The sequence below is a fragment of the Halpernia sp. genome (genome assembly GCF_048269545.1).
Classification (GTDB): domain Bacteria; phylum Bacteroidota; class Bacteroidia; order Flavobacteriales; family Weeksellaceae; genus Halpernia.
In genome coordinates, this window is the sequence record NZ_JBLXIJ010000013.1 from 15,074 (window position 1) to 35,793 (window position 20,720).

Annotated in this window: 12 protein-coding genes and 1 tRNA gene; 5 read left to right on the forward strand and 8 right to left on the reverse strand. The window is 31.1% G+C overall.

From position 1 onward, the window contains the following. The first annotated feature begins 66 nt into the window (after positions 1-66). The 3 genes from rimO to ACN0WB_RS11155 all read left to right on the forward strand — a co-directional run bounded on the left by rimO (position 67) and on the right by ACN0WB_RS11155 (position 2,738). Positions 67-1,368 (forward strand): 30S ribosomal protein S12 methylthiotransferase RimO, encoded by a 1,302-nt coding sequence (gene rimO / locus ACN0WB_RS11145; RefSeq protein ID WP_417431787.1) that lies wholly within the window; start codon positions 67-69, stop codon positions 1,366-1,368. Positions 1,369-1,674: 306 nt separating this feature from the next. Beyond that, a complete protein-coding gene (locus ACN0WB_RS11150) occupies positions 1,675-2,049 on the forward strand; it encodes a septal ring lytic transglycosylase RlpA family protein (protein WP_417431789.1) in 375 nt (124 codons plus the stop codon). Positions 2,050-2,153: 104 nt separating this feature from the next. Beyond that, a complete protein-coding gene (locus ACN0WB_RS11155; RefSeq protein ID WP_417431791.1) occupies positions 2,154-2,738 on the forward strand; it encodes a hypothetical protein in 585 nt (194 codons plus the stop codon). Positions 2,739-2,908: 170 nt separating this feature from the next. Here ACN0WB_RS11155 and bglX read toward each other — a convergent pair whose 3' ends face one another. The 8 genes from bglX to ACN0WB_RS11195 form a co-directional block, all read right to left on the reverse strand. Continuing rightward, positions 2,909-5,236 (reverse strand): beta-glucosidase BglX, encoded by a 2,328-nt coding sequence (gene bglX / locus ACN0WB_RS11160; RefSeq protein ID WP_417431793.1) that lies wholly within the window; start codon positions 5,234-5,236, stop codon positions 2,909-2,911. A gap of 4 nt (positions 5,237-5,240) precedes the next feature. Next, a complete protein-coding gene (locus ACN0WB_RS11165) occupies positions 5,241-6,077 on the reverse strand; it encodes an endonuclease/exonuclease/phosphatase family protein (protein ID WP_417431795.1) in 837 nt (278 codons plus the stop codon). 10 nt (positions 6,078-6,087) lie between these two features. Beyond that, positions 6,088-7,662 carry a family 16 glycosylhydrolase gene (locus tag ACN0WB_RS11170; RefSeq protein WP_417431797.1) on the reverse strand — a complete coding sequence of 525 codons (1,575 nt, stop codon included), beginning with the start codon at positions 7,660-7,662 and terminating at the stop codon, positions 6,088-6,090. Positions 7,663-7,771: 109 nt separating this feature from the next. Then, entirely contained in the window at positions 7,772-9,418 is a 1,647-nt protein-coding gene (locus ACN0WB_RS11175; protein WP_417431799.1) for a RagB/SusD family nutrient uptake outer membrane protein, read from the reverse strand. Between the two features lie 18 nt (positions 9,419-9,436). After that, a complete protein-coding gene (locus tag ACN0WB_RS11180) occupies positions 9,437-12,244 on the reverse strand; it encodes a SusC/RagA family TonB-linked outer membrane protein (RefSeq protein WP_417431801.1) in 2,808 nt (935 codons plus the stop codon). 322 nt (positions 12,245-12,566) lie between these two features. Continuing rightward, positions 12,567-15,338: a two-component regulator propeller domain-containing protein gene (locus ACN0WB_RS11185; protein ID WP_417431803.1), complete on the reverse strand. Its 2,772-nt coding sequence runs from the start codon at positions 15,336-15,338 to the stop codon at positions 12,567-12,569. 227 nt (positions 15,339-15,565) lie between these two features. Beyond that, positions 15,566-15,652 (reverse strand) — tRNA-Ser (locus ACN0WB_RS11190). Positions 15,653-15,715: 63 nt separating this feature from the next. After that, positions 15,716-16,735: an asparaginase gene (locus ACN0WB_RS11195; RefSeq protein WP_417431805.1), complete on the reverse strand. Its 1,020-nt coding sequence runs from the start codon at positions 16,733-16,735 to the stop codon at positions 15,716-15,718. Positions 16,736-16,828: 93 nt separating this feature from the next. Here ACN0WB_RS11195 and ACN0WB_RS11200 point away from each other — a divergent pair, with 93 nt between their 5' ends. Then, positions 16,829-17,473, forward strand: a complete 645-nt coding sequence (locus ACN0WB_RS11200; RefSeq protein WP_417431807.1) for a J domain-containing protein — start codon at positions 16,829-16,831, stop codon at positions 17,471-17,473. 136 nt (positions 17,474-17,609) lie between these two features. After that, positions 17,610-20,471 (forward strand): aminomethyl-transferring glycine dehydrogenase, encoded by a 2,862-nt coding sequence (gcvP, locus tag ACN0WB_RS11205; RefSeq protein WP_417431809.1) that lies wholly within the window; start codon positions 17,610-17,612, stop codon positions 20,469-20,471. The last annotated feature ends 249 nt before the right edge of the window (positions 20,472-20,720 follow it).

Genomic DNA, 20,720 nt, shown 5'->3' on the forward strand with positions numbered 1-20,720 from the left:
TTGCAAACTTTAAAAGAAACAATTTTTCAGGCTAAAAATTTAGCCCATTACCTATTATATTAAATTATGCGTACAAAATCCATCGGCCAGAAAACGATAAATATCGTTACACTTGGTTGCTCCAAAAATGTTTATGATTCTGAAGTTCTTATGGGACAATTAGAAGCAAACGGTAAAGACGTTGTACACGAAGATCGCGGCGATATAGTCGTAATAAATACTTGTGGTTTTATTGATAACGCAAAAGAAGAAAGTATTAATACTATTTTAGATTTTGTAGAAGCTAAAAAAAGAGGCGAAGTTGAAAAAGTTTTCGTGACAGGTTGTCTTTCAGAAAGATATAAACCAGACTTATTAAGGGAAATTCCAGATGTAGATCAATATTTTGGAACTCGAGATTTACCACTTTTGCTAAAACATTTAGGCGCAGATTACAAGCATGAATTAGTTGGCGAAAGAATGATTACGACGCCAAAACATTACGCTTATCTTAAAATATCTGAAGGTTGTGACAGACCTTGTTCTTTCTGTGCAATTCCTTTAATGCGGGGAAAACACATTTCTACACCAATAGAAAATTTGGTATTAGAAGCTCAAAATTTAGCAAAAAAAGGAGTGAAAGAATTAATTTTAATAGCACAAGATTTAACCTTTTACGGACTTGATATTTACAAGAAACGCGCACTGGGAGATTTATTAAAAGAATTGGTAAAAGTAGATGGAATTGAGTGGATCAGATTGCATTACGCTTTTCCCACGGGTTTCCCAGAAGATGTTTTAGATATTATTAGAGAAGAACCAAAAATTTGTAATTATATAGATATTCCGTTGCAACATATTAATTCTGAAGTATTAAAAGCAATGAAACGCGGAACTTCTCACGAAAAAACGAATGAGCTTTTAGATAAATTTCGAGAAAAAGTTCCAAACATGGCAATTAGAACTACGCTAATTGTTGGTTTTCCTGGAGAGACTGAAGAAAATTTCCAGGAAATGAAAACTTGGGTGAAAGAACAACGTTTTGACAGATTGGGTTGTTTCACTTATTCACACGAAGAAAATACAACTGCTTTTGTTTTAGAAGATAATATTCCCCAAGAAGTAAAAGATGCGCGAGTTGAGGAAATAATGGAACTTCAATCTCAAATCTCTTGGGAGAAAAATCAAGAAAAAATAGGAAAAACTTTCAAATGTTTGTTTGATAGAAAAGAAGGAAATTATTTTGTGGGAAGAACAGAGTTCGATTCCCCTGATGTTGATAATACAGTTCTTGTTCCTGCGGAAAATGTTTACATTTCTGTGGGAGATTTTGTTGAGGTTAAAATAACTTCGGCAGAAGAATTTGATTTAATCGGTGAATTAGCATAGTTTTTTTAAATAATAATCAATTTTAATCTCTTCAATTTTTGAAGAGATTTTTTTATTTATATAATTGACTATCAATTATTTAATTTATTATTTTATTTAAAATTACTAAATATTAGTTAATTCTATTAACTTTTTAAATACGTTTTTAACACAATTTAACATTCTTTGAGAAAAGCCTTTATCAAAGGGGAAAACAAGGTCTCTCTACAATAATTAACAAAACTTTAACACAGTTTGAGTAAAATATTATTGTGTAATTCAGAAACTGAATACCTTTGACGCGTCAAAACCCCCAAAATATATAAAATGGAGAAAAGACTTATTCTAATTGTGATATTAATAATTTCAGCTTTCGGTATTTATTCTTTTACGAATAGTCCTTTAGATGAAAGCGCAAAAACAAGTTATGCATCTTATTATCACGACAAATTTAACGGTAGAAAAACAGCAAGCGGTGAAATTTTTAGTAATTCAAAATTTACTGCAGCAAATAAAAAACTTCCGTTCGGAACATTAGTAAAAGTTACTAATCTTAGAACACATAAAAGTGTAGTTGTAAAAATTAATGACAGAGGACCATATCACACAGCAAGAGCAATGGATTTATCTAAAGCTGCCTTTGATGAAATTGGAAATCTACAACGCGGTGTAATGCCGATAGAATATGAAATAGTAAAGTAATACTACTTCATTAAAATTAAAAAAAGTCTGTAATTTATTTGCAGACTTTTTTTTGTTCTTATTTTAAAACAAAAATATGATATTTGTATGAAATAAAATGTTGAATGAATAGTAATTATTTTGCTAAAATTAATTTTTTCGGAACTTTAATTTTGACAGTTCTAGCTTTAATAAATAAGGAAATTACCATTTTTTATATGCTTTATTTATTTTGGTGGCAAGCTTTTATAGAGATTTTGTCTGCGTTAATAAAGAAAATTGTTTTAAAAGAGAGTTTTGTAGAAATAAGTAAAGTTTTTTTTCCTACGTTTTTTGTTATGTTTGCTTATGTTCTATTTATTATTATTTTATTTGGTTTTGTTTTTAGCTTTTATGATATAAAATTGTTTGCTTTAAATTCACAAATTCTTTACTTTAAAAATGACATATTCAATTTAAATTTGGGATTAACAACTATCTTAGCGATTTCACATTTTTTTTCAAATTCAAATAAAAATTTAGATTTTGGACCACTCTCTGCAAAAATGCTTATTCTGCATATTTCAATAATATTAGGATTTACCTTGAATTTTGGAATAAAGTTTTTTTTAAACGAGGTAGATTCTTCTTTACTTTATCTTTTATCTGCAGTTCCATTTATACTTCTTAAAACTTACTTTTTCTGGAAAAAAAATAGTACATTATTTTAGACTTCTTTAAAAAAATATATATATAAAAACCTACTGAAATCAGTAGGTAAAAAAACTTGTAGGAAATCAATTTCTAATTCTATAATTTGAAAATTCTAAACTAGAAATATTCTTGAAGTTCCATTGTTCTTAATAGGTATTTTAAGTTTTTTCTATGATATAAAATTAAATTATTCACTTACTGTAAAAGATTTTTTCAAAGTTGTTGTAGAATCACCACCAATCCAAACATCAAATTTGCCAGGTTCTACTTCCCATTTTTTGTTGGCGGTGTAAAACTCTAATGTTTTAGAATTGATGGTAAAAGAAACTATTTTTGTCTCTCCTGATTTTAAAGAAATTTTTTCAAAACCTTTCAATTCTTTTATAGGTCTTACCAAACTACCAACTAAATCTCGAATATACAATTGAACTACTTCTTCACCATTTCTATCGCCCGTATTTGTGACTTCAACACTTACTTTTAATTTTCCATTTTTAGAAATCTCAGTTTTATCTAATTCTAAATTCTTATAAGAAAATGTGGTGTAACTTAAACCAAAACCGAAAGGATATAATGCCGTTTTTGGTGCATCTCTGTAGCCAGAAAAAGTAACATGTTTGTCGCTATATGGTCGACCAGTATTTTTTTGATTGTAATATAAAGGTTCCTGTCCTACGTTGTGAGGGAATGAAACAGGTAATTTTCCCGACGGATTATAATCACCAAAAACAACATCGGCAATTGCATTTCCTGATTCTGAACCCAAATGCCAACATTCTAAAATACTTGGAGCAAGTTCTGAAACTCGGCTCAACTCCAAGGGTCTTCCGTTCATTAAGACCAAGACAATGTTTTTATTTACTTTATAAACTTCATCAAATAATTCGTTTTGAAGTCCGGCAAAACCAATATCTGTTTGGCTGCGTCCTTCTCCTGTTTGATATGCGTTTTCCCCAATGACCAAAATAACTACATCAGATTTTTTTGCTGCCTCTACTGCTTCGGCGATTTTGGATCTATCTGTTGTATTAAATTTAAGAGGGATTAAAAATTGATTTTCACCTTTTTCCACAGTTGGTATAATTAAATCAATACCTTTTGCATAAATTATTTTTACATTTTTATCAACAGATTTTTTTATTCCTTCTAATAAAGAAACAGCCGAATTATAGGTCGCTCTTCCTCGCCAATTTCCAAGAGGAGTATCTTTGTCGTCCGCTAAAGGTCCTATTACTGCAATGCTTTTTATATTTTTGGAAAGTGGTAGCAGTTTTTTTTCGTTTTTAAGTAATACGATTGATTTTTTTGCGACTTCACGTGCAAAAGCTAGGTTTTCTGTTGTATAAACATTATCAATTTCTCTTTTCTCATCGCAGTATTTATATGGATCATCAAATAATCCTAATTGAAACTTAATTCTTAATACCCGTCTTACAGCATCGTTAATTTGCTCTATGCTTACTTTTTTTTCGTTGAGTAATTTTTCTAAATTAGCTTCGTAAGCATAAGATTCCATATCCATATCACTTCCTGCATTCATTGCAATTTGAGCCGCTTGTTTCTTATCTTCTGCGTAACCATGTGCAATCATTTCACCTATTGATCCCCAATCTGAAACAACAAATCCCTTCCAATTCCATTCTCCCTTTAAAATATCCCGTTGTAAAAATTTATTTCCAGTTGAAGGAATTCCATCAATGTCATTAAATGAATTCATAAAAGTTGCAACTCCCGCATTTGCCGCCGCTTTAAATGGTGGCAGAATAGTATTGTGTAATTCATTTAATCCAATATTTACAGTATTATAATCGCGTCCTGCTTCAGCAAATCCATAACCTGCAAAATGTTTTGCACATGCAGCGACGGTAAAAATGTTAGACAAATCTTCGCCTTGGAAGCCTTTGATGCGAGCTACACCTACTACAGAATTCAGATATGGATCTTCTCCTGCGCCTTCCATAATTCTACCCCATCGCGCGTCTCTCGAAACATCAATCATAGGAGCAAAAGTCCAGTTTAAACCTGAAGACGCCGCTTCTTTTGCAGCAATAGCCGCAGATTTTTTCATAATTTCCAAATCCCAACTCGCCGTTTCTCCTAAAGGAATAGGAAAAATAGTTTTATAACCGTGAATGACGTCATATCCAAAAATTAAAGGAATTTTCAAACGTGAATTTTCCATTACAATTTTCTGTGTTTCCTTTATACTATTTACTGAATAAATGTTTAGCATAGAGCCTACTTCTCCTTTCTTTAATTTCTTAAGAATTTGTTGATCCCCTTGCGAGGTAGATGGACCTGTTGCATCCCATTGACCGCTATATTGAACTAATTGACCTATCTTTTCATTTAAATTCATCAATGTTAAAACAGAATCTATTTTCTTTTCTATTTTAGGATCTAAATTTGGGTTTTGCTGTATTTGTTGACTTTTTATTTTTTGAAAACACAACACGAATAAAAGTAAAATAATAATCTTAATCGTTGGATAAAAAAAAGGGATTTGCTTCTTCATAAGTTTATTTTAATTTTAATTCTACTAACACAGGGAAATGATCAGAAGGGTATTTAGAATCAATCGCACTCGTTAAAACACCATATTTTTCTACCTCAAATTTATTGGGTTTTGAAAGCATAATGTAATCTATTCGTCTGGTTGCAGGTTCATTATATTTAAAATCATTGAATGTTGCTTGTGGACCGAATTTAATTTTTGCTATGTCTTTGGAATCTATCATTCTTTGTTTTAATTCCGCTAATAAAACATCATCTGGATCCACATTAAAATCTCCTGTAAGAATAACAGGAAAATTTTGTGTATTTACTTCGTTGATTTTTTTAAGAATTAATTGCATGCCTTGTGAGCGAGCTTTAGCTCCTATATTGTCTAAATGGGTATTGAATATCCAAACTTTTTGTTTGGTTTTTAAGATTGTAAAAAGTCCGTAAGTACAAATTCTGGGATAAGCGGCGTCCCAACCTTTTGAAAATTTGGTAGGTGTTTCAGATAACCAAAAAGTATCCGTATTTTCAACCTTCAATTTTTTTGTATTATAAAAGATAGAAGAATGTTCTCCCTTATCTCCGCCATCTCTTCCTATTCCAATTGCTTTGTAATCTGTAAGTGCATCTTTTAAATCCTGCATTTGATTGGTTCTTGCTTCTTGAACTCCCAAAATATCCGGGCTATAAAATTGCACTTGGGAACTAAAAAAATCTTTTCTTTTAGCCCATGCATTTTCACCATCGGAGGCAATGTCTAAACGAATATTGTATGTCATTACACTTAGATTTTGGGCTTTACAACTTGTAAAGCTCATCATACTCATTAAAAGTACTATTAAATATTGTTTCATTTTTTTAATATTAATTTGTTTTTTGAAAAACTCTAACATAATCTATTTCCATTTTCTGGGGGAAAATTGTATCGTCAATTCCATTTTTACCACCCCACATACCACCAACGGCCACGTTTAAAATTATATGGAATCTTTTGTCAAAAGGCCATTCGTCTGTTGTTTTGTGTTCATTTACAAAATGATTGTAAACAACACCATCTAAAATAAAATCAATTTTTTCTGGTGTCCATTCTATCGCGAAGACATGAAAAGTATCATTAGGTTTATCTATAAAAATTGTTTTTCCTTTTTGTGTTCCTTTCAAGTGGTTGTAAGCTTTGGTATGTATTGTTCCATGAATAGTGTCATTATCATAACCCACATGCTCCATAATATCAATTTCACCACTTTCTGGCCATCCTTTTTCTTTTTTATTATCGGCAAGCATCCAGATTGCAGGCCACATTCCTCGTCCTTTTGGTAATTTGGCACTCACTTCTATATAACCATATTTCCAAGAAGCGAGACCATATGTATTAATTCTTGCTGAGCTGTATTGTGCGGTATCAATTTCTCTTTTATATTTTGTCCACTCTTTAATTTCAGGATTTTTAAAATCTTTATTGGCTATTTTTTCTTTAAATGCTTCAATAATTAAGTAACCATTTTCTACTCTTGCATTTTTAATATTATCTGTATAATATTGTTTTTCTTCGTTGGCAATAAAACCATAATCATATCCCCATTTGTTTGGATCTGGTTTTCCTCTATAATTAAATTCGTCACTCCAAACTAAATTATAGCCTTTGTTTGTAGGACTTTTTTTTAGTCTATCAAAGACCAATTCTGGTTCATTAGTGGAGATGTAATTAAATTTATTTGCAATTAGCCAATCAATATCTTCAGTTTTATCAGCAGACCAAGCATTTAAAAGAATATTGTTTTCTTTTGCGCTTTCTATCCATTCGGGATTCATTTTTAATTTATAAATTAAGTAATCCAAACCCGATATGTTATCTTTTTTTAAAATTTCAGGAGATTTTGAGCCATCTAAATATTGTGTTTTAGCATTTGGATCCAATTCATAAATTTTTTTAAGAATAGCATAACTAAAACTGATATAAGAAAGTATATATGGTTGTGCTTTTTGTTGTTTTACCAATTTTAGGACTGCTTCGGTAATTAACATATTTCTCCCTATAATTTTTGAAGGTTTTATTTCACAAACCAAACCTGTAGTATTGTTGTTTTTCTTTACTGCCTTTAAATAGTCTTTCAGAGTTGGTACATTTTCGCCGTTTGAAAGTTTAAATTTTGAAAGTTCGGCATAAGTTGATTTTTCAATATCCAATCCATTGTAATCAGGATCGTGTAGTATGACGAGTACATTATCTTTTGTCATTCTAACATCAAACTCGGATCCAGCACATTTTAAGGCAATTGCTTGTTTTAATGATGCAATAGAATTTTGCGGAAGATTATTTGCTTTCCAAGCGCCACGATGTGCAATTACAGGATTATCTGCGAAAGAAATTTTGGTTTGGGCATTAGTTACGCCGTTAAATAATCCTAATATTATAAAATATGCTAATAAACACCGCATTTTTTTGAATTTTTTGATGAGATAAATTTAAATTATAGTCATTCAATTTTAAAAATTAAGGGCAAATATGCACTTGCCCTTAATTTATTAGAATCAAATTACCTACAAATCAATAACCTGTATTTTGAGGATAATCTGGTCCAAAAAGATTTATTATATTTTGTGGAATTACCCAATTCACCATCCAAGGTTGCATATTACGTCGCGCATCATTTGCGAAGGTGTAAGGATCTGCAGGTGTATTGGCGTGGGTTCCAGTATTTTGCAAACTTAAATCCCCTGCTTTACCATAACCGGCGTGGTCAACAATATAGTCATATAATTTCCCTGTTCTTTTAAGCATATACCAACGGCGACCTTCAAAAGCTAATTCTCGTGCTTCTTCATCTAGAATATCTTCTATAGTTACAACAGAGGTTAAAGCGGGTGTGTTTGCTCTTGTTCTTACTTTATTTAAGTAGAACAATGCTAAAGTATTATTGCCTAATCGCATATTAGCTTCTGCTGCATAAAGATAAGTTTCTGCTAATCTAGCCATCATGATATTTTTAACTTGTTTATCTTCCGTTGGAATTCCATCATCTGGAAAATATTTTCTACATCCTGCATTTTGGCGAATAAAAAAGCCGTTTCTACTTGCTTGATCTCCAAATTCTTTCCACGGGGCAGAAGGATTATTTCTTATGATGGAGCCCAAAACTTGACCTGCAGGTAATGTTGCGGGATCATTATATACATAATCTTTGATATAATAAGTTCCTTTAATTCTTGTGTCATTTGGACTTTGAGCTAATAAATCACGAATATAATTATTCATTGTCAACCATCCAAAACCACGACCCGCTTGTTCTATTGTATATTTAGAACCAGGAGTTTGTTCGGCATAATTAGGCATTAGGTTAAAGTTGATTTTATTAGCTTCACCATTTATTGCTTTTTTGAATTGTAAAACCCATAATGATTCTTTGGTGTTCATCTCTCCTTTGAAAACTAAATCAGTGCTTGGTGCGAGACTATAAGTACCTTGAGCAATAACTGCTTCAGATTGTGTTTTTGCTTCTAACCAATCTTTTTGCCACAATGCAACCTCCGCTTTTAGATGTCTTGCTACACCTTGCCCAACTCTTCCTGCCACTACATTCCATTGAAGATTTTCAATAGAGAAAGTTAAATCTTCTTTCACTAATTTATAAATATCTGCTTCGGGAGTTTTAGCATTAATTATATTTAGTGCGTTTTCAGGTGTAGTTGGCTCGGTTGTTACGTAAATATTATTAAATAATTTGAATAATGTAAATACAGAATTTGCTCTAAAAAATTTAGCTTCAGCAATAATTTGATTTCTTCTTGATGCATCCATATTTACATTTGGTGCCGCTTTTATAATCGCATTGGAGCGATCAATAATTCTGTAATATAAATTCCAATAAGTACCATGCACGCCACTATTTGTTGCAAACCTTCCGCTGTTTAATTTTCCGTAGTTTGATATTTCTCCGCCACGGGGAACAGTTAAATCATCTTTTGCATCAATTACAATAGGGTCTGATCCATTATTGGAACCACTTTCCCAAAATGATCTTTGAATTGTATATAGACCGACCACTCCTGCCTCTAAACCTTCAGGAGTATTATATACAAAATCTGCCGTAAAGTTTGATGTGGGCATTTCTTCTAAATAATCGGTACAAGAGTTTAGTAAGAGCATTGAAATAAGTAAAAATCCCCATTTCATATAAAAATTGTTCTTTTTCATAATAATTTATTTTAATAATTAAAGTCCTAAATTAAGACCAATAGTTATGGACTTGGTATCTGGGAAATCATTTGGATTGTTTTCTGGGCTGTATGATTTATAATCAGTTACTGTAAACAGATTAGTTGCGGTAACATATAATTTAAAATTAGTTAAACCTAATCTTTCTAAAATCGATTTAGAGAAATTATAGCCTAATGATAATGTTCTTAACCGAACATAAGAAGCATCTGCTATACCAATGGTTCCAATATTTGCTGGTGCGCTTGCATAGCTTGGACGAGGTGCGGTATTTGATGGATTTTCTGGCGTCCAATAATCTACTTTAATCCCATTTCTTACAGATTGTAATGTTCCACCTTGGTTGAAAGCATATAAGTAGGGATTACTTTTAGTGGCTCCTTCGACGATATAAACATCAGCGTATAATTCAAAATTTTTATAATTAAATGTACTAGAAATAGAAGCAAACCATTTAGGATCTGTATTGATAATAATATTATCTGCATCCGTAATTAAACCGTCACCATTGATGTCTTTAATTCTAATAGATCCTGCTTTTAATTTACTAAGGTCGGAGTTTGATGTACTACCTGGTTTTGCTTGCGCTGAAGCTGCTGCTTCTGCATCAGTTTGGAAAATTCCATCAAATACTTGTGTGCGAATATTATTTATAGAGTAACCAATATAGCGTCCTCTTGATTGATCATCTTGTGGATTGCCATTTATATCTACGACTCCTGATTTTATTAACTCATTTTTGTTTTTGGTAAATGCTCCCGTAATATTCCAGTTTATAGTTTTGTTTCTTATAATATCGGCTCGTAACATTACTTCTATACCGCTATTTTTAGATTCACCTCCATTGGTAATCATTGAACTAAAGCCCGAAGTTCCTGCTAAAGATGTATTTGTAAGCAAATCCGTAGTGCGAGTATTATAATAATCTACAGAACCTGAAATTCTATTGTTGAAAAAACCGAAATCAAGACCTGCGTTTGCTGTGGTGGAAGTTTCCCAAGTTAAATTTGGATTTGGCAATATAGTTCCTGGCAAAGCACCAGTTGTAAGAGATCCTGCAAAAATATATGGATAATTTGTAACGACTCCTAAAGTTGAATAAGGGTCTAATGATTGGTTTCCTACAGAACCATAACCAAGTCTTAATTTTAACTGATTTAGAAATTTACTATCTAACAAGAAATTTTCTTTATGTATTTGCCAAGCTGCTGCAACAGCTGGGAAAAAAGCCCATTTTTTACTTTCTGCAAAAACAGATGCGCCATCACGACGTGCCGTTAAAGTCAGTAGATATTTATCCATCAAGTTGTAGTTTATTCTCCCCAGAAAAGATGAAATTCTTTTTTGTTCTTCGTTTCTAGTTACATTAAAGTTTAATGCGCCTGAAATTCCATCATAACCAAGTAAATCATTTCCAAAACCAGTACCTGTAGATGTTGTATTGGATAGGTTAATTTGATTTATTGATTGTACGAACGTAATATCAATTTTATGATTAGTGCCAATTTTCGTTTTATAATTAAATATATTTTCAATCAAATATTCTTCTCTTAAAGTATTGCCAACATTTGCAATTCCATTTAAAGCTGCTCCACTAGAGTGAAGTCTAGAAAGATAACTTCCATCGTCTATAAGTTTTCGGCTAAATAATGTATTAAGTTTGTAAGAGAAATTTTTAGTAAACTTATAATTTCCGACAAAATTTAAATTATAAAAATTAGTTTTAGACTCTACATTGGATTCTCTAATATCCCACAACGGGTTTACAGTAGAACTACTCGCATTGGCTCCTGCTAAACGATAAACTAAATTTCCATCAGCGTCATAAGGGCCGGTAAAAGGTGAAATAGTAATAAAGTCTAAGTTTGAAGATTCTTTAGTTTGACTATCTGAAGCCAAGTTTATATTCGCCTCAATACTTGCTTTCTCATTAATTTTTTGATTAATGTTCAATCTAAATGTCCCTCTTTTGTAACTTGAAGAAGGTATCAATCCAGACTGATCAAAAAAGTTAAAGCTTGAAAATATTTTAGTTGTTTCAGTTCCTCCAGACAAACTTATGCTGTGACTTTGGATAAATCCCGTTCTTAAAATTGTTTTCTCCCAATCAGTAAAATTACCGCGTTTAAAATTTAAATATTCTGGTGTTGTAGCACCATTAAAATTTAATTCATCCGATAAGTAACCTTGAGTTGGCAAATTATCTGTTCGTTTTGCTTCTCTTCTTAATTGTGCAAATTCTTCACCATTAAATAAATCAAAGTTTTTTGTTAATTGTTGAGCTGTAGTATAGGTATTAATATTAATTCTCATTTTACCTTCCTTACCTCTTTTTGTTGTTACCAGTATAACTCCATTAGAAGCTCTTGCACCATAGATAGCCTGTGAAGATGCATCTTTCAGAACTTCTATTGAGGCAATATCATCGGGATTGATATCATTGATATTTTCAATAGGAAAACCGTCTAAAACTATAAGAGGATCATTTCCTCCAAGAATTGAATTTCTTCCTCTAATTAAAATATTAGAAGATCCACCCGGTCTTGCAGATCCTAAAGTGACCTGTAAACCTGCAGCTTTTCCACGCAACATTTCAGAAATATTAGTCGTAGGTGTTTCTTTTGCATTCTCTACATTTACTTTAGCAACCGCACCAGTTACGTCACTTTTTTTCTGAGTTCCATATCCAACAACAATTATCTCATCTAAGTCAGTGACTTTTTCTTTGCTAGATGATTCTTTTTTATTTGTTACTTGCGAATACATCATCGATGAAAAGCAAAGCAAAAAAAGCAGAAAGAGCATTTCTAATTTTTGATTTTGTAATTTAAAATTCATTTTTTTGAGTTTAAAGGTTTGTTTTAAAAAATGGGCTATACTTTGTTCTTTTATTTATATTATGGTAAACTTAATGTTAAATTTTACTAAATAAATAAAAATGAAACCGATAAAAAACCAACATTCTAAAAATTCTTAAAAAAAGTAAATGATTTTCCCGCAAAATCTCCGTTAGAAGCGCGTAATGCAATTATTTAAAATCGAAAAATAAAATCGAAAAATGAAATTTAAAAACTAAAAGAGTGTCACTTGTAGTGTTTTTGTCGTGGTGAAATTAAAGCGTGTAGTATTATTGTAAATTTAAAATGTAATTAATTAATCCTTCATCATGAGGCAAGCCTAATTTTTTTCTTAATCTATATCGCTTCGTCTCAACACTTTTTATAGAAATATTAAGTAATGGTGCCATTTCTTTAGAAGTTAGATTTAATCTTAAGTAAGCAGTAAATCTCAAATCATTTGGCGTTAAATCAGGATGTGCTTTTTTGATTTTGTCTAAAAATGCTTTATCTGCATTTTTAAATGCGGTTTCAAAAAAGGACCAATCGTCTTCATCATTCAAATTAGTATCTATTAAATTTAAGGCAGCTTTTTTACCCAAGTCTTTGTCTTTGCTCAATTCTTTTTTTATAGTACTTAGAACTTCGTTCTTTTTTATTAAACTCATTGTAGAAATTGCTAATTCTCTGTTTTTGCTGTCAATATCTTGGTTTAGTTTTTCATTATTTATTTTCATTAAAGCTTGCTCATTTTCCATTATCTTCTGCTTATACTTATTATTGTAATAGCGTTTGTAGGTTTTATGAGTAATGAGAATTATTAATGAAAGCACAAGAATATAAAGAACGAATGCAACATTAGATAAATACCAAGGTCTAGCTACAGTAAAATGATAAGAAATTATATTTTTTGATAATTGATTACCAATTTTTGCTCTTACACTAAAGGTATAAGTTCCGAAAGACAAGTTTTCAAACGTTGTTTGAGGATTTTCTGACCAAGAACTCCATTCATTGAACTCTCCTTCAAGTTTGTATTGGTATTTTACAACTAAATACTTATCGAACTCGGGTACAGAATAATTAAAAATTAATACTCCTTGTTTATACTTTAAATCGCCCTGTTTTTTCAAAGAAAAAGAAGTTATTTTATCATTTATTCCCTTTAATACTATGGAATTTAGATAAATTGTAAAATCTTTTTTTGTACTAATTTTAGATAAATCTAAAGCTATATATCCATTTGCAGTTCCTAAAACATAAGTATTTGGGTTAATTAATGAAATATTTTCATATCCTAAAACACTTTTTCGCAATTTTGAAGGAATTGGGATTGTATTAATAATTGGTGTATTGGTAATATCATCATTTTCAATAAAGCAAATATTATCTTTTGAAAATGCCCAAAGTTTTCCGTTTTTATCGACAACTAATTTGCCCGTAATGTAATCTCCCTGTTTGATTGCTGCACTTAGAATGGCATCTCTTTGGAATAATTTTTTTATTTTATTGTATTTAAATATGCCTTTTTCGGAGGCATAATAAATATTGTTTTGGTATTTCACCAAACTTGAATTTTTTCCCAAAGGCAAACTCGCCTCCATTTCTGTTTTAATTACTTTGGTAAAATTATCATTCAATTGTAATTTAAAAACCCCTTTATATTCATGATTTACCCACACTTGTTTTGTATCATTGATTTCAAAATATCTTGAAGAATTTTTAAATCCCTCAATTTTATTTCTTAATTCCCAGCTTCCATTTTTATTTTCTAAAACGTTTAGACCATTATAATTTCCTTGTAAAAGCAAATCATCATGCTTCGGAACTTTCTTGAACGCCCAAGCTCCCAGATCTTCACTTATCTTTATTGCTTTATTGTTTTTAATTAAAAAACTACCTAAATGATGCCCACAAAATAAGTATTCATCATTTAAATTAAATAAATCCCAAACTTGTCCCGCAGTACCTTCAATAAACTTAAAATCATTGTTTACATCCTTTAATTCTTTATAAAATAAGCCCTGATTTGTTCCTATATAAAGAATATTCTTAAAAACTTGAGTAGTATAAACCGTGCCCAAAACACCTTCGTAATCAAAAAAATTACTTACTGCAGATTTTGCATTAATACAATCAATACCATTATCTAAAGCAACCCAGACGTTGTTTGCACTGTCTTCAAATATTGATAAAACGGTGTTGTTGCTTAAACCCTTTTTTTGAGAAATTTGATATTCGAGAATTCCATTTTTAGAAAGATGAATAATGCCGTCAGAAATTGTACCAATCATTAAGCTTCCATCCTCAAGTTGAGAACTGCTAAAGACATTCACTTTTTTTAACAAATCATCAGCTGGAATATCCCACTTTTTAAATATATTATCTTGAAATTTATAAAATCCTGAGTTTCTGGTAAGAATTATCAAAGATTCTGCGCTTTTAAAAACATTAATTACTCTGCCTGTTTTTATTACTGAATTGTTTACGAGTAATTTTGGTTTACCATTTTCTAATACATACAAACCTTCATTAGCAACATGAAAATAAATTCGATTATTTACTTTAAAAACTTTATAAATAGTATTTGTAGATTTTATTATTTTAAAAGTTCCGTTTTTTGTATTATAAAGATAAAGGTTGTTGCTCGATTGAAAAATAACCCATTCACTATACGCAAGAATATTCCAAATTTGCTCATCTTCTAATTTTTTTTTGTGAAGTTTTGGCAAAAGAGAAGTATATTTTAAAGTTCCAAATTCGTTTTTTACCCAGAAACCAAAGTCTGCATAACAACCCGTGTAAATTTTATTTCCAATCACATTTACAGCCCTCATTATAGTGTTGTTGGGAGAAGAATAGATTGTCCATTTGGCTCCATTATATTCTAAAAGACCCTTATTATTTGCTACATAAATATAATGATCAGCCGCTTGGGAAATCATCCAGTTCTGATTATCTCCCAAATAATTTTCAGGAGAAAATTTCTGAATTGGAGGTAATTCTTGTCCAAAGAATGATTGATAAAAAAGAAAAAAAAGAAAAAATTGAAAGATTTTCATATTAACAAGATTGTCCACGTCTGTTTAAATTTATCTTAATATTCATATTTTTAAAATAGTTATTTGAAACATTTTTCAATTTATAATAAAATGTAAACATTAATTATTCAAAAGTACAAGAAAAACTAAAATTATCTTTCAAAATTTTATAAATAAAAAAAATCAGGAATATTAGTTCCTGATTTAGTTTACTTCATTTGTTAATATCCAATTTCCGGACTTGTTTGTAGAGAGGATGGGATTCGAACCCACGATACAGTTACCCGTATACTAGCTTTCCAGGCTAGCTCCTTCAACCACTCGGACACCTCTCTATTGAAGTGCGCAAAAATAAACTATTTTATTGGAAACTACAAAAGTATTATGGTTAAGAAATTTTAATCTTCCGAAATTTCGCCGCGTAAATTTTTCTCAAAATTTTCTGCAAAACTTCCTTTGTAAGTGGGATTATCAATTAAATGCATTGCTTTTGTAATTGCACTCTCTGCCGTCATATCTTTTCCGCTTATGGCATTTATTTCTTTAAAAATATTACTATTATTATATTTTCCGATAGAAATTCCGCCAGAAACACATTGTGAAACAACCACAATTTCAGTTCCGTTATTGCGTAGTTTTTCTAAAGTTTGTTTCGTTTTTTTTGTATTAAAAATAGTTCCGGAACCAAAAACCTGAAGGATTAAAACTTTCATTTTTGGTATTTCAGAAAAATGTGAAATTTGCATTCCTGGGAAAATTCTCCAAAACAAAACATCTTGTGAAATATGCAAATCTGCACTAAACTTTTCATCTTTTTTTGAGCGGAAAAGATTTTCCTTTTCTACATTTAAATGTACACCAGATTGTCCTAAAATAGGATAGTTTGGACTTTGATAAGCGTCAAAAAATTCTGCGGAATATTTTAAACTTCTATTTCCGCGCAATAATTTATATTCAAAATAAAGCGCCACTTCCTGAATTACCGCTTCATCATTTTCATATAAACTAGCGTAATATAAACTCGTTAAAAGATTTTCTTTCGCATCTGTTCTTAAATCTCCAATTGGCAATTGCGAGCCGGTCAAAATCACAGGTTTTCTTAAACCTTTTAGCATAAAACTTAATGCAGAAGCAGTATAAGACATGGTGTCTGTTCCGTGTAAAATTAAAAAACCATCATATTTTTCATAATTTTTAGCGATGTAATTGGCAATGATTTTCCATTCTTCGGGACCCATATCAGAAGAATCTAAAGGAATTTTAAATGGATGTACAAAAACTTCACATTCAATTAATTTCATTTCCGGGATTTTCTGAAAAATATTTTCAAAATTAAATGCCCGCAAACTACCGGTTTCATAATCTTTTTCCATACCGATTGTTCCGCCGGTGTAGATGAGAAGTACCTTTCTTTTCATGGGCTAAAATTACAATTTATTTTGAATTAGTCTTTTTACTTTTACCGTTTTACTTTTAGCTTTTTTCCTACTTTTGTAATTCAATTATTAACTTTGAAAGATTACTATTATTTTCTCGGTATTTCAACAGATGCTTCTGAAGAAGACATTAAAAAAGCCTACCGAAAATTATCTTTAAAATACCATCCGGATAAAAATAAAGATGATGAATTTTTTGAAAATCGTTTCAGAGAAGTGCAAGAAGCTTATGAAACTTTAATTAATGAAACTTCACGGAATCTTTATGACCAAAGCTTTTCTATTCCCAAACCAGAGTTTAGAAATAATTTACCACCTTATATAAAAACCTTTTCAGCAAATAAAATTAGAGTTAAAAAAGGAGAAGAAATTATTATTAATTGGCAAACACAAAATGCAGATGTTGTAAAAATTCTTCCTTTTGGTCTTGAAAAATCTTATGGTGAAAGGGTTTTTAAAATTAATGAATTCAAAGACGGTAAATTTCAAATTTTACTTCATGCAACCAATTCTCTAACTCAAAAAACAGTAGTTAAAGGAATTACAATTACAGAAGTCTTTGAAAATGATAGACAAAAATACAAAGCAGAAGTAGAAGAATTATTTAAACCCCAAAAACCTTCACGCAACAATCCTTTTGGTTCTCCCAAAATATTCAAAATTTTAATAGCGATTTTTATCTTGATGATACTTATTGCCTTTCTTTTAAATAATTTCTAAGAATAAAGAATAAAGTTTTACATCTAAATATTTATCTTGACAAATATCATATTTTAAAAGATTTTGTTGTTGCCGACTCTTCTGGAAATTTGTATTTTTACGAACCTTTATTTTCTTAAAAACTTTGCAAAATAATATGAATACACAGCAATTTGTAAACCGTCACATTAGTCTTAATGAAAGTGATACCAAAGAAATGCTCGATAAAATTGGCGTTTCTTCTATTTCAGAATTAATTTCACAAACCATTCCCGATTCTATAAGATTGGAGAAAGATTTGGAGATTTCTAAACCACTTTCAGAATATGAAATGTTGGCTCATTCTAAAGAACTGGCTTCAAAAAATTTAATGTTTGATAATTACATCGGTTTTGGATATCATAATGTGATTTTACCTTCTGCAATTCAAAGAAATATTTTAGAAAATCCAAGTTGGTACACCGCTTATACGCCTTATCAAGCAGAAATTGCACAAGGAAGATTAGAAGCGCTTTTAAATTATCAAACTTTAGTGGTGAGTTTAACAGGTTTGCCAATTGCAAATGCTTCTTTGTTGGACGAATCAACAGCTGCAGCCGAAGCAATGCACATGTTTTTTGAAAGCCGAACGAAAGATCAAAAGAAAGCTGAAGCCATTAAATTTTTCATTTCAGATTTGGTTTTGCCGCAAACAATATCAGTTTTAAAAACGAAAGCCAAAGGTTTGGGAATTGATATTATAATTGGTAATCATAAAAACCATCAGTTTAATGATTCTTATTTTGGAGTTTTACTTCAATATCCAGGTAAAAATGGCGGAATTATAGATTACACAGAAAATATTAAATATTATAAAGAAAATAATTTGCAAGTTGTAGTTGCTTGTGATCCATTATTTTTAGTAAAAGCAAAATCTCCTGCGGAAATGGGTGCAGATTGTGCAGTTGGAACTACTCAAAGATTTGGAATTCCAATGGGTTATGGCGGTCCACACGCCGCTTTTTTCGCTTGTAAAGAAAATTATAAAAGAGATATTCCGGGAAGAATTATTGGCGTTTCTCAAGATATGTATGGAAAACGTGCATTAAGAATGGCTTTGCAAACCAGAGAACAACATATTAAAAGAGAAAGAGCAACTTCAAATATTTGTACAGCACAAGTTCTTTTAGCTGTAATGGCTTCAATGTACGCTGTTTATCATGGATCAAAAGGTTTAAATTTTATTGCGGATCAAATTCATTTTAAAACCATTGCTTTAAAAGAAGGTTTAGGAATGCTCGGTTATGATTTGGTTGAGGAGCCAATTTTTGACACCGTAAAATTCCGAATGCATCCGGAAGATAAAAACGCTTTGATGCGTTTAATGCGTGATCAAAAAATAAACTTAAATTATTTCTCTGAAGGTTTCGTCAGTATTTCTTTAAATGAAACTTCAACTTTGGAGAAACTTCAAAAATTGTTTGATGCTTTTGCCCAGTTTGTAGATAAGCAAAGTTTTAAACTTTTAGTGAAAGAAAATATTGTAATTCCGTCAGAAATTTTACGTCAAGACGAAATTTTAACCGAAGATGTTTTTAATTCTTATCATACAGAAACAGAATTAATGCGTTACATCAAAAGATTAGAACGCAAAGATCTGTCTCTTACAGATTCTATGATTTCTCTTGGTTCTTGCACCATGAAATTAAATGCAGCAACCGAAATGCTTCCAATTTCTTGGGCAGAATGGGGAAGTGTGCATCCTTTTGTACCGACTGAACAAGCAGGAGGTTATCAAATAATGATAAAAGAATTAGAAAAAGATTTAGCAGAAATTACTGGTTTTGCAGGAACTTCCTTACAACCAAATTCTGGCGCACAAGGAGAATACGCGGGTTTAATGGTCATTAGAGAATATCAAAAATCAATTGGAGAAAGCCATCGGAATATTGTTTTAATTCCGCAATCTGCGCATGGAACGAATCCAGCTTCTGCGGTTTTATCTGGTTGTAAAGTGGTTGTGGTAAAAAATCTTGAAAATGGTGAAATTGACGCCGAAGATTTTAAAGCCAAAGCAGAACTTCACAAAGAAAACCTTTCTGCGGCAATGATTACTTACCCTTCTACTTATGGTTTTTTTGATGAAAACATTAAAGAAATTATAAAAATAATTCATGATAATGGCGGGCAAGTTTACATGGACGGCGCAAATATGAATGCGCAAGTCGGTTTCACAAGTCCGGGAAATGTGGGTGCAGATGTTTGTCATCTTAATTTACATAAAACTTTTGCAATTCCTCACGGCGGCGGCGGACCTGGAGTTGGACCAATTTGCGTTGCAGAACATTTAGTGAAATTTTTGCCGACCAATCCAAATATTAAAATCGGAACAAAAGAATCTATAGATGCAATTTCTGGCGCTCCTTACGGCTCGTCTTTGGTTTTAAATATTTCTTACGCTTATATTAAAATGCTTGGAACTTCAGGTTTAATGAAAGCCACAGAACACGCTATTTTAAACGCAAATTATTTAAAAGAAGTTCTTGAGGAACATTTTCCAATTTTATACCGCAATTCCAAAGGAAGAGTGGCGCACGAATGTATTGTAGATTTCCGCCAATTTAAAGCGATTGGAATTGAAGTTGCAGATGTGGCGAAAAGATTAATGGATTACGGTTATCACGCACCAACTGTAAGTTTCCCAGTTGCAGGAACTTTAATGATTGAACCAACAGAATCTGAAAGCAAAGAAGAAATCGATCGTTTTGCAGAAGCCTTAATTTCAATTAAAAAAGAAATTGATGAAATTGCAAATGGAGAAGCGGACGAAAAAAATAACGTCTTGAAAAACGCACCACACACAATGGAAGTGGTAATTTCTGATTCTTGGGATAAACTTTATTCCCGTGAAAAAGCGGCATATCCTTTAGAATGGGTTCGTGGAAGAAAATTCTTCGCCTCAGTTTCTAGAGTTGATGATGCTTTTGGTGATAGAAATTTGGTTTGCACTTGTGCGCCAATTGAAAGTTATATGGAATAATCTTTTCCACTTTGCCAAAGTTCTAAATCTTTGGCAATGTTTAATAAAATTTTATATAAAATCCCTTTCGGTTTTGATTGGGATTTTTTCTGTTTGGGCTAAAAGTCGAGAAACTTTGTGAAGCGGAAAATATCACTTCTCATTTGTGCTTTTGTCATGGATTGCAAATCCGCCTTTACTTTGTATTTATAAAAAAAGTAACTTTATTCAAAGAAAAGCAGAGGTGAACTAGCAAATCCGCAAAGTTTA

Excerpts from the sequence above, each read along its gene's own strand:
- ACN0WB_RS11195 (WP_417431805.1), bottom strand. The coding sequence starts at position 16,735 with ATGAAAAGAAAGGTACTTCTCATCTACACCGGCGGAACAATCGGTATG.
- ACN0WB_RS11175 (WP_417431799.1), bottom strand. The coding sequence starts at position 9,418 with ATGAAAAAGAACAATTTTTATATGAAATGGGGATTTTTACTTATTTCA.
- gcvP (WP_417431809.1), top strand. The coding sequence starts at position 17,610 with ATGAATACACAGCAATTTGTAAACCGTCACATTAGTCTTAATGAAAGT.
- ACN0WB_RS11155 (WP_417431791.1), top strand. The coding sequence starts at position 2,154 with ATGAATAGTAATTATTTTGCTAAAATTAATTTTTTCGGAACTTTAATT.
- ACN0WB_RS11185 (WP_417431803.1), bottom strand. The coding sequence starts at position 15,338 with ATGAAAATCTTTCAATTTTTTCTTTTTTTTCTTTTTTATCAATCATTC.
- bglX (WP_417431793.1), bottom strand. The coding sequence starts at position 5,236 with ATGAAGAAGCAAATCCCTTTTTTTTATCCAACGATTAAGATTATTATT.
- ACN0WB_RS11170 (WP_417431797.1), bottom strand. The coding sequence starts at position 7,662 with ATGCGGTGTTTATTAGCATATTTTATAATATTAGGATTATTTAACGGC.
- ACN0WB_RS11150 (WP_417431789.1), top strand. The coding sequence starts at position 1,675 with ATGGAGAAAAGACTTATTCTAATTGTGATATTAATAATTTCAGCTTTC.
- rimO (WP_417431787.1), top strand. The coding sequence starts at position 67 with ATGCGTACAAAATCCATCGGCCAGAAAACGATAAATATCGTTACACTT.
- ACN0WB_RS11165 (WP_417431795.1), bottom strand. The coding sequence starts at position 6,077 with ATGAAACAATATTTAATAGTACTTTTAATGAGTATGATGAGCTTTACA.
- ACN0WB_RS11180 (WP_417431801.1), bottom strand. The coding sequence starts at position 12,244 with ATGCTCTTTCTGCTTTTTTTGCTTTGCTTTTCATCGATGATGTATTCG.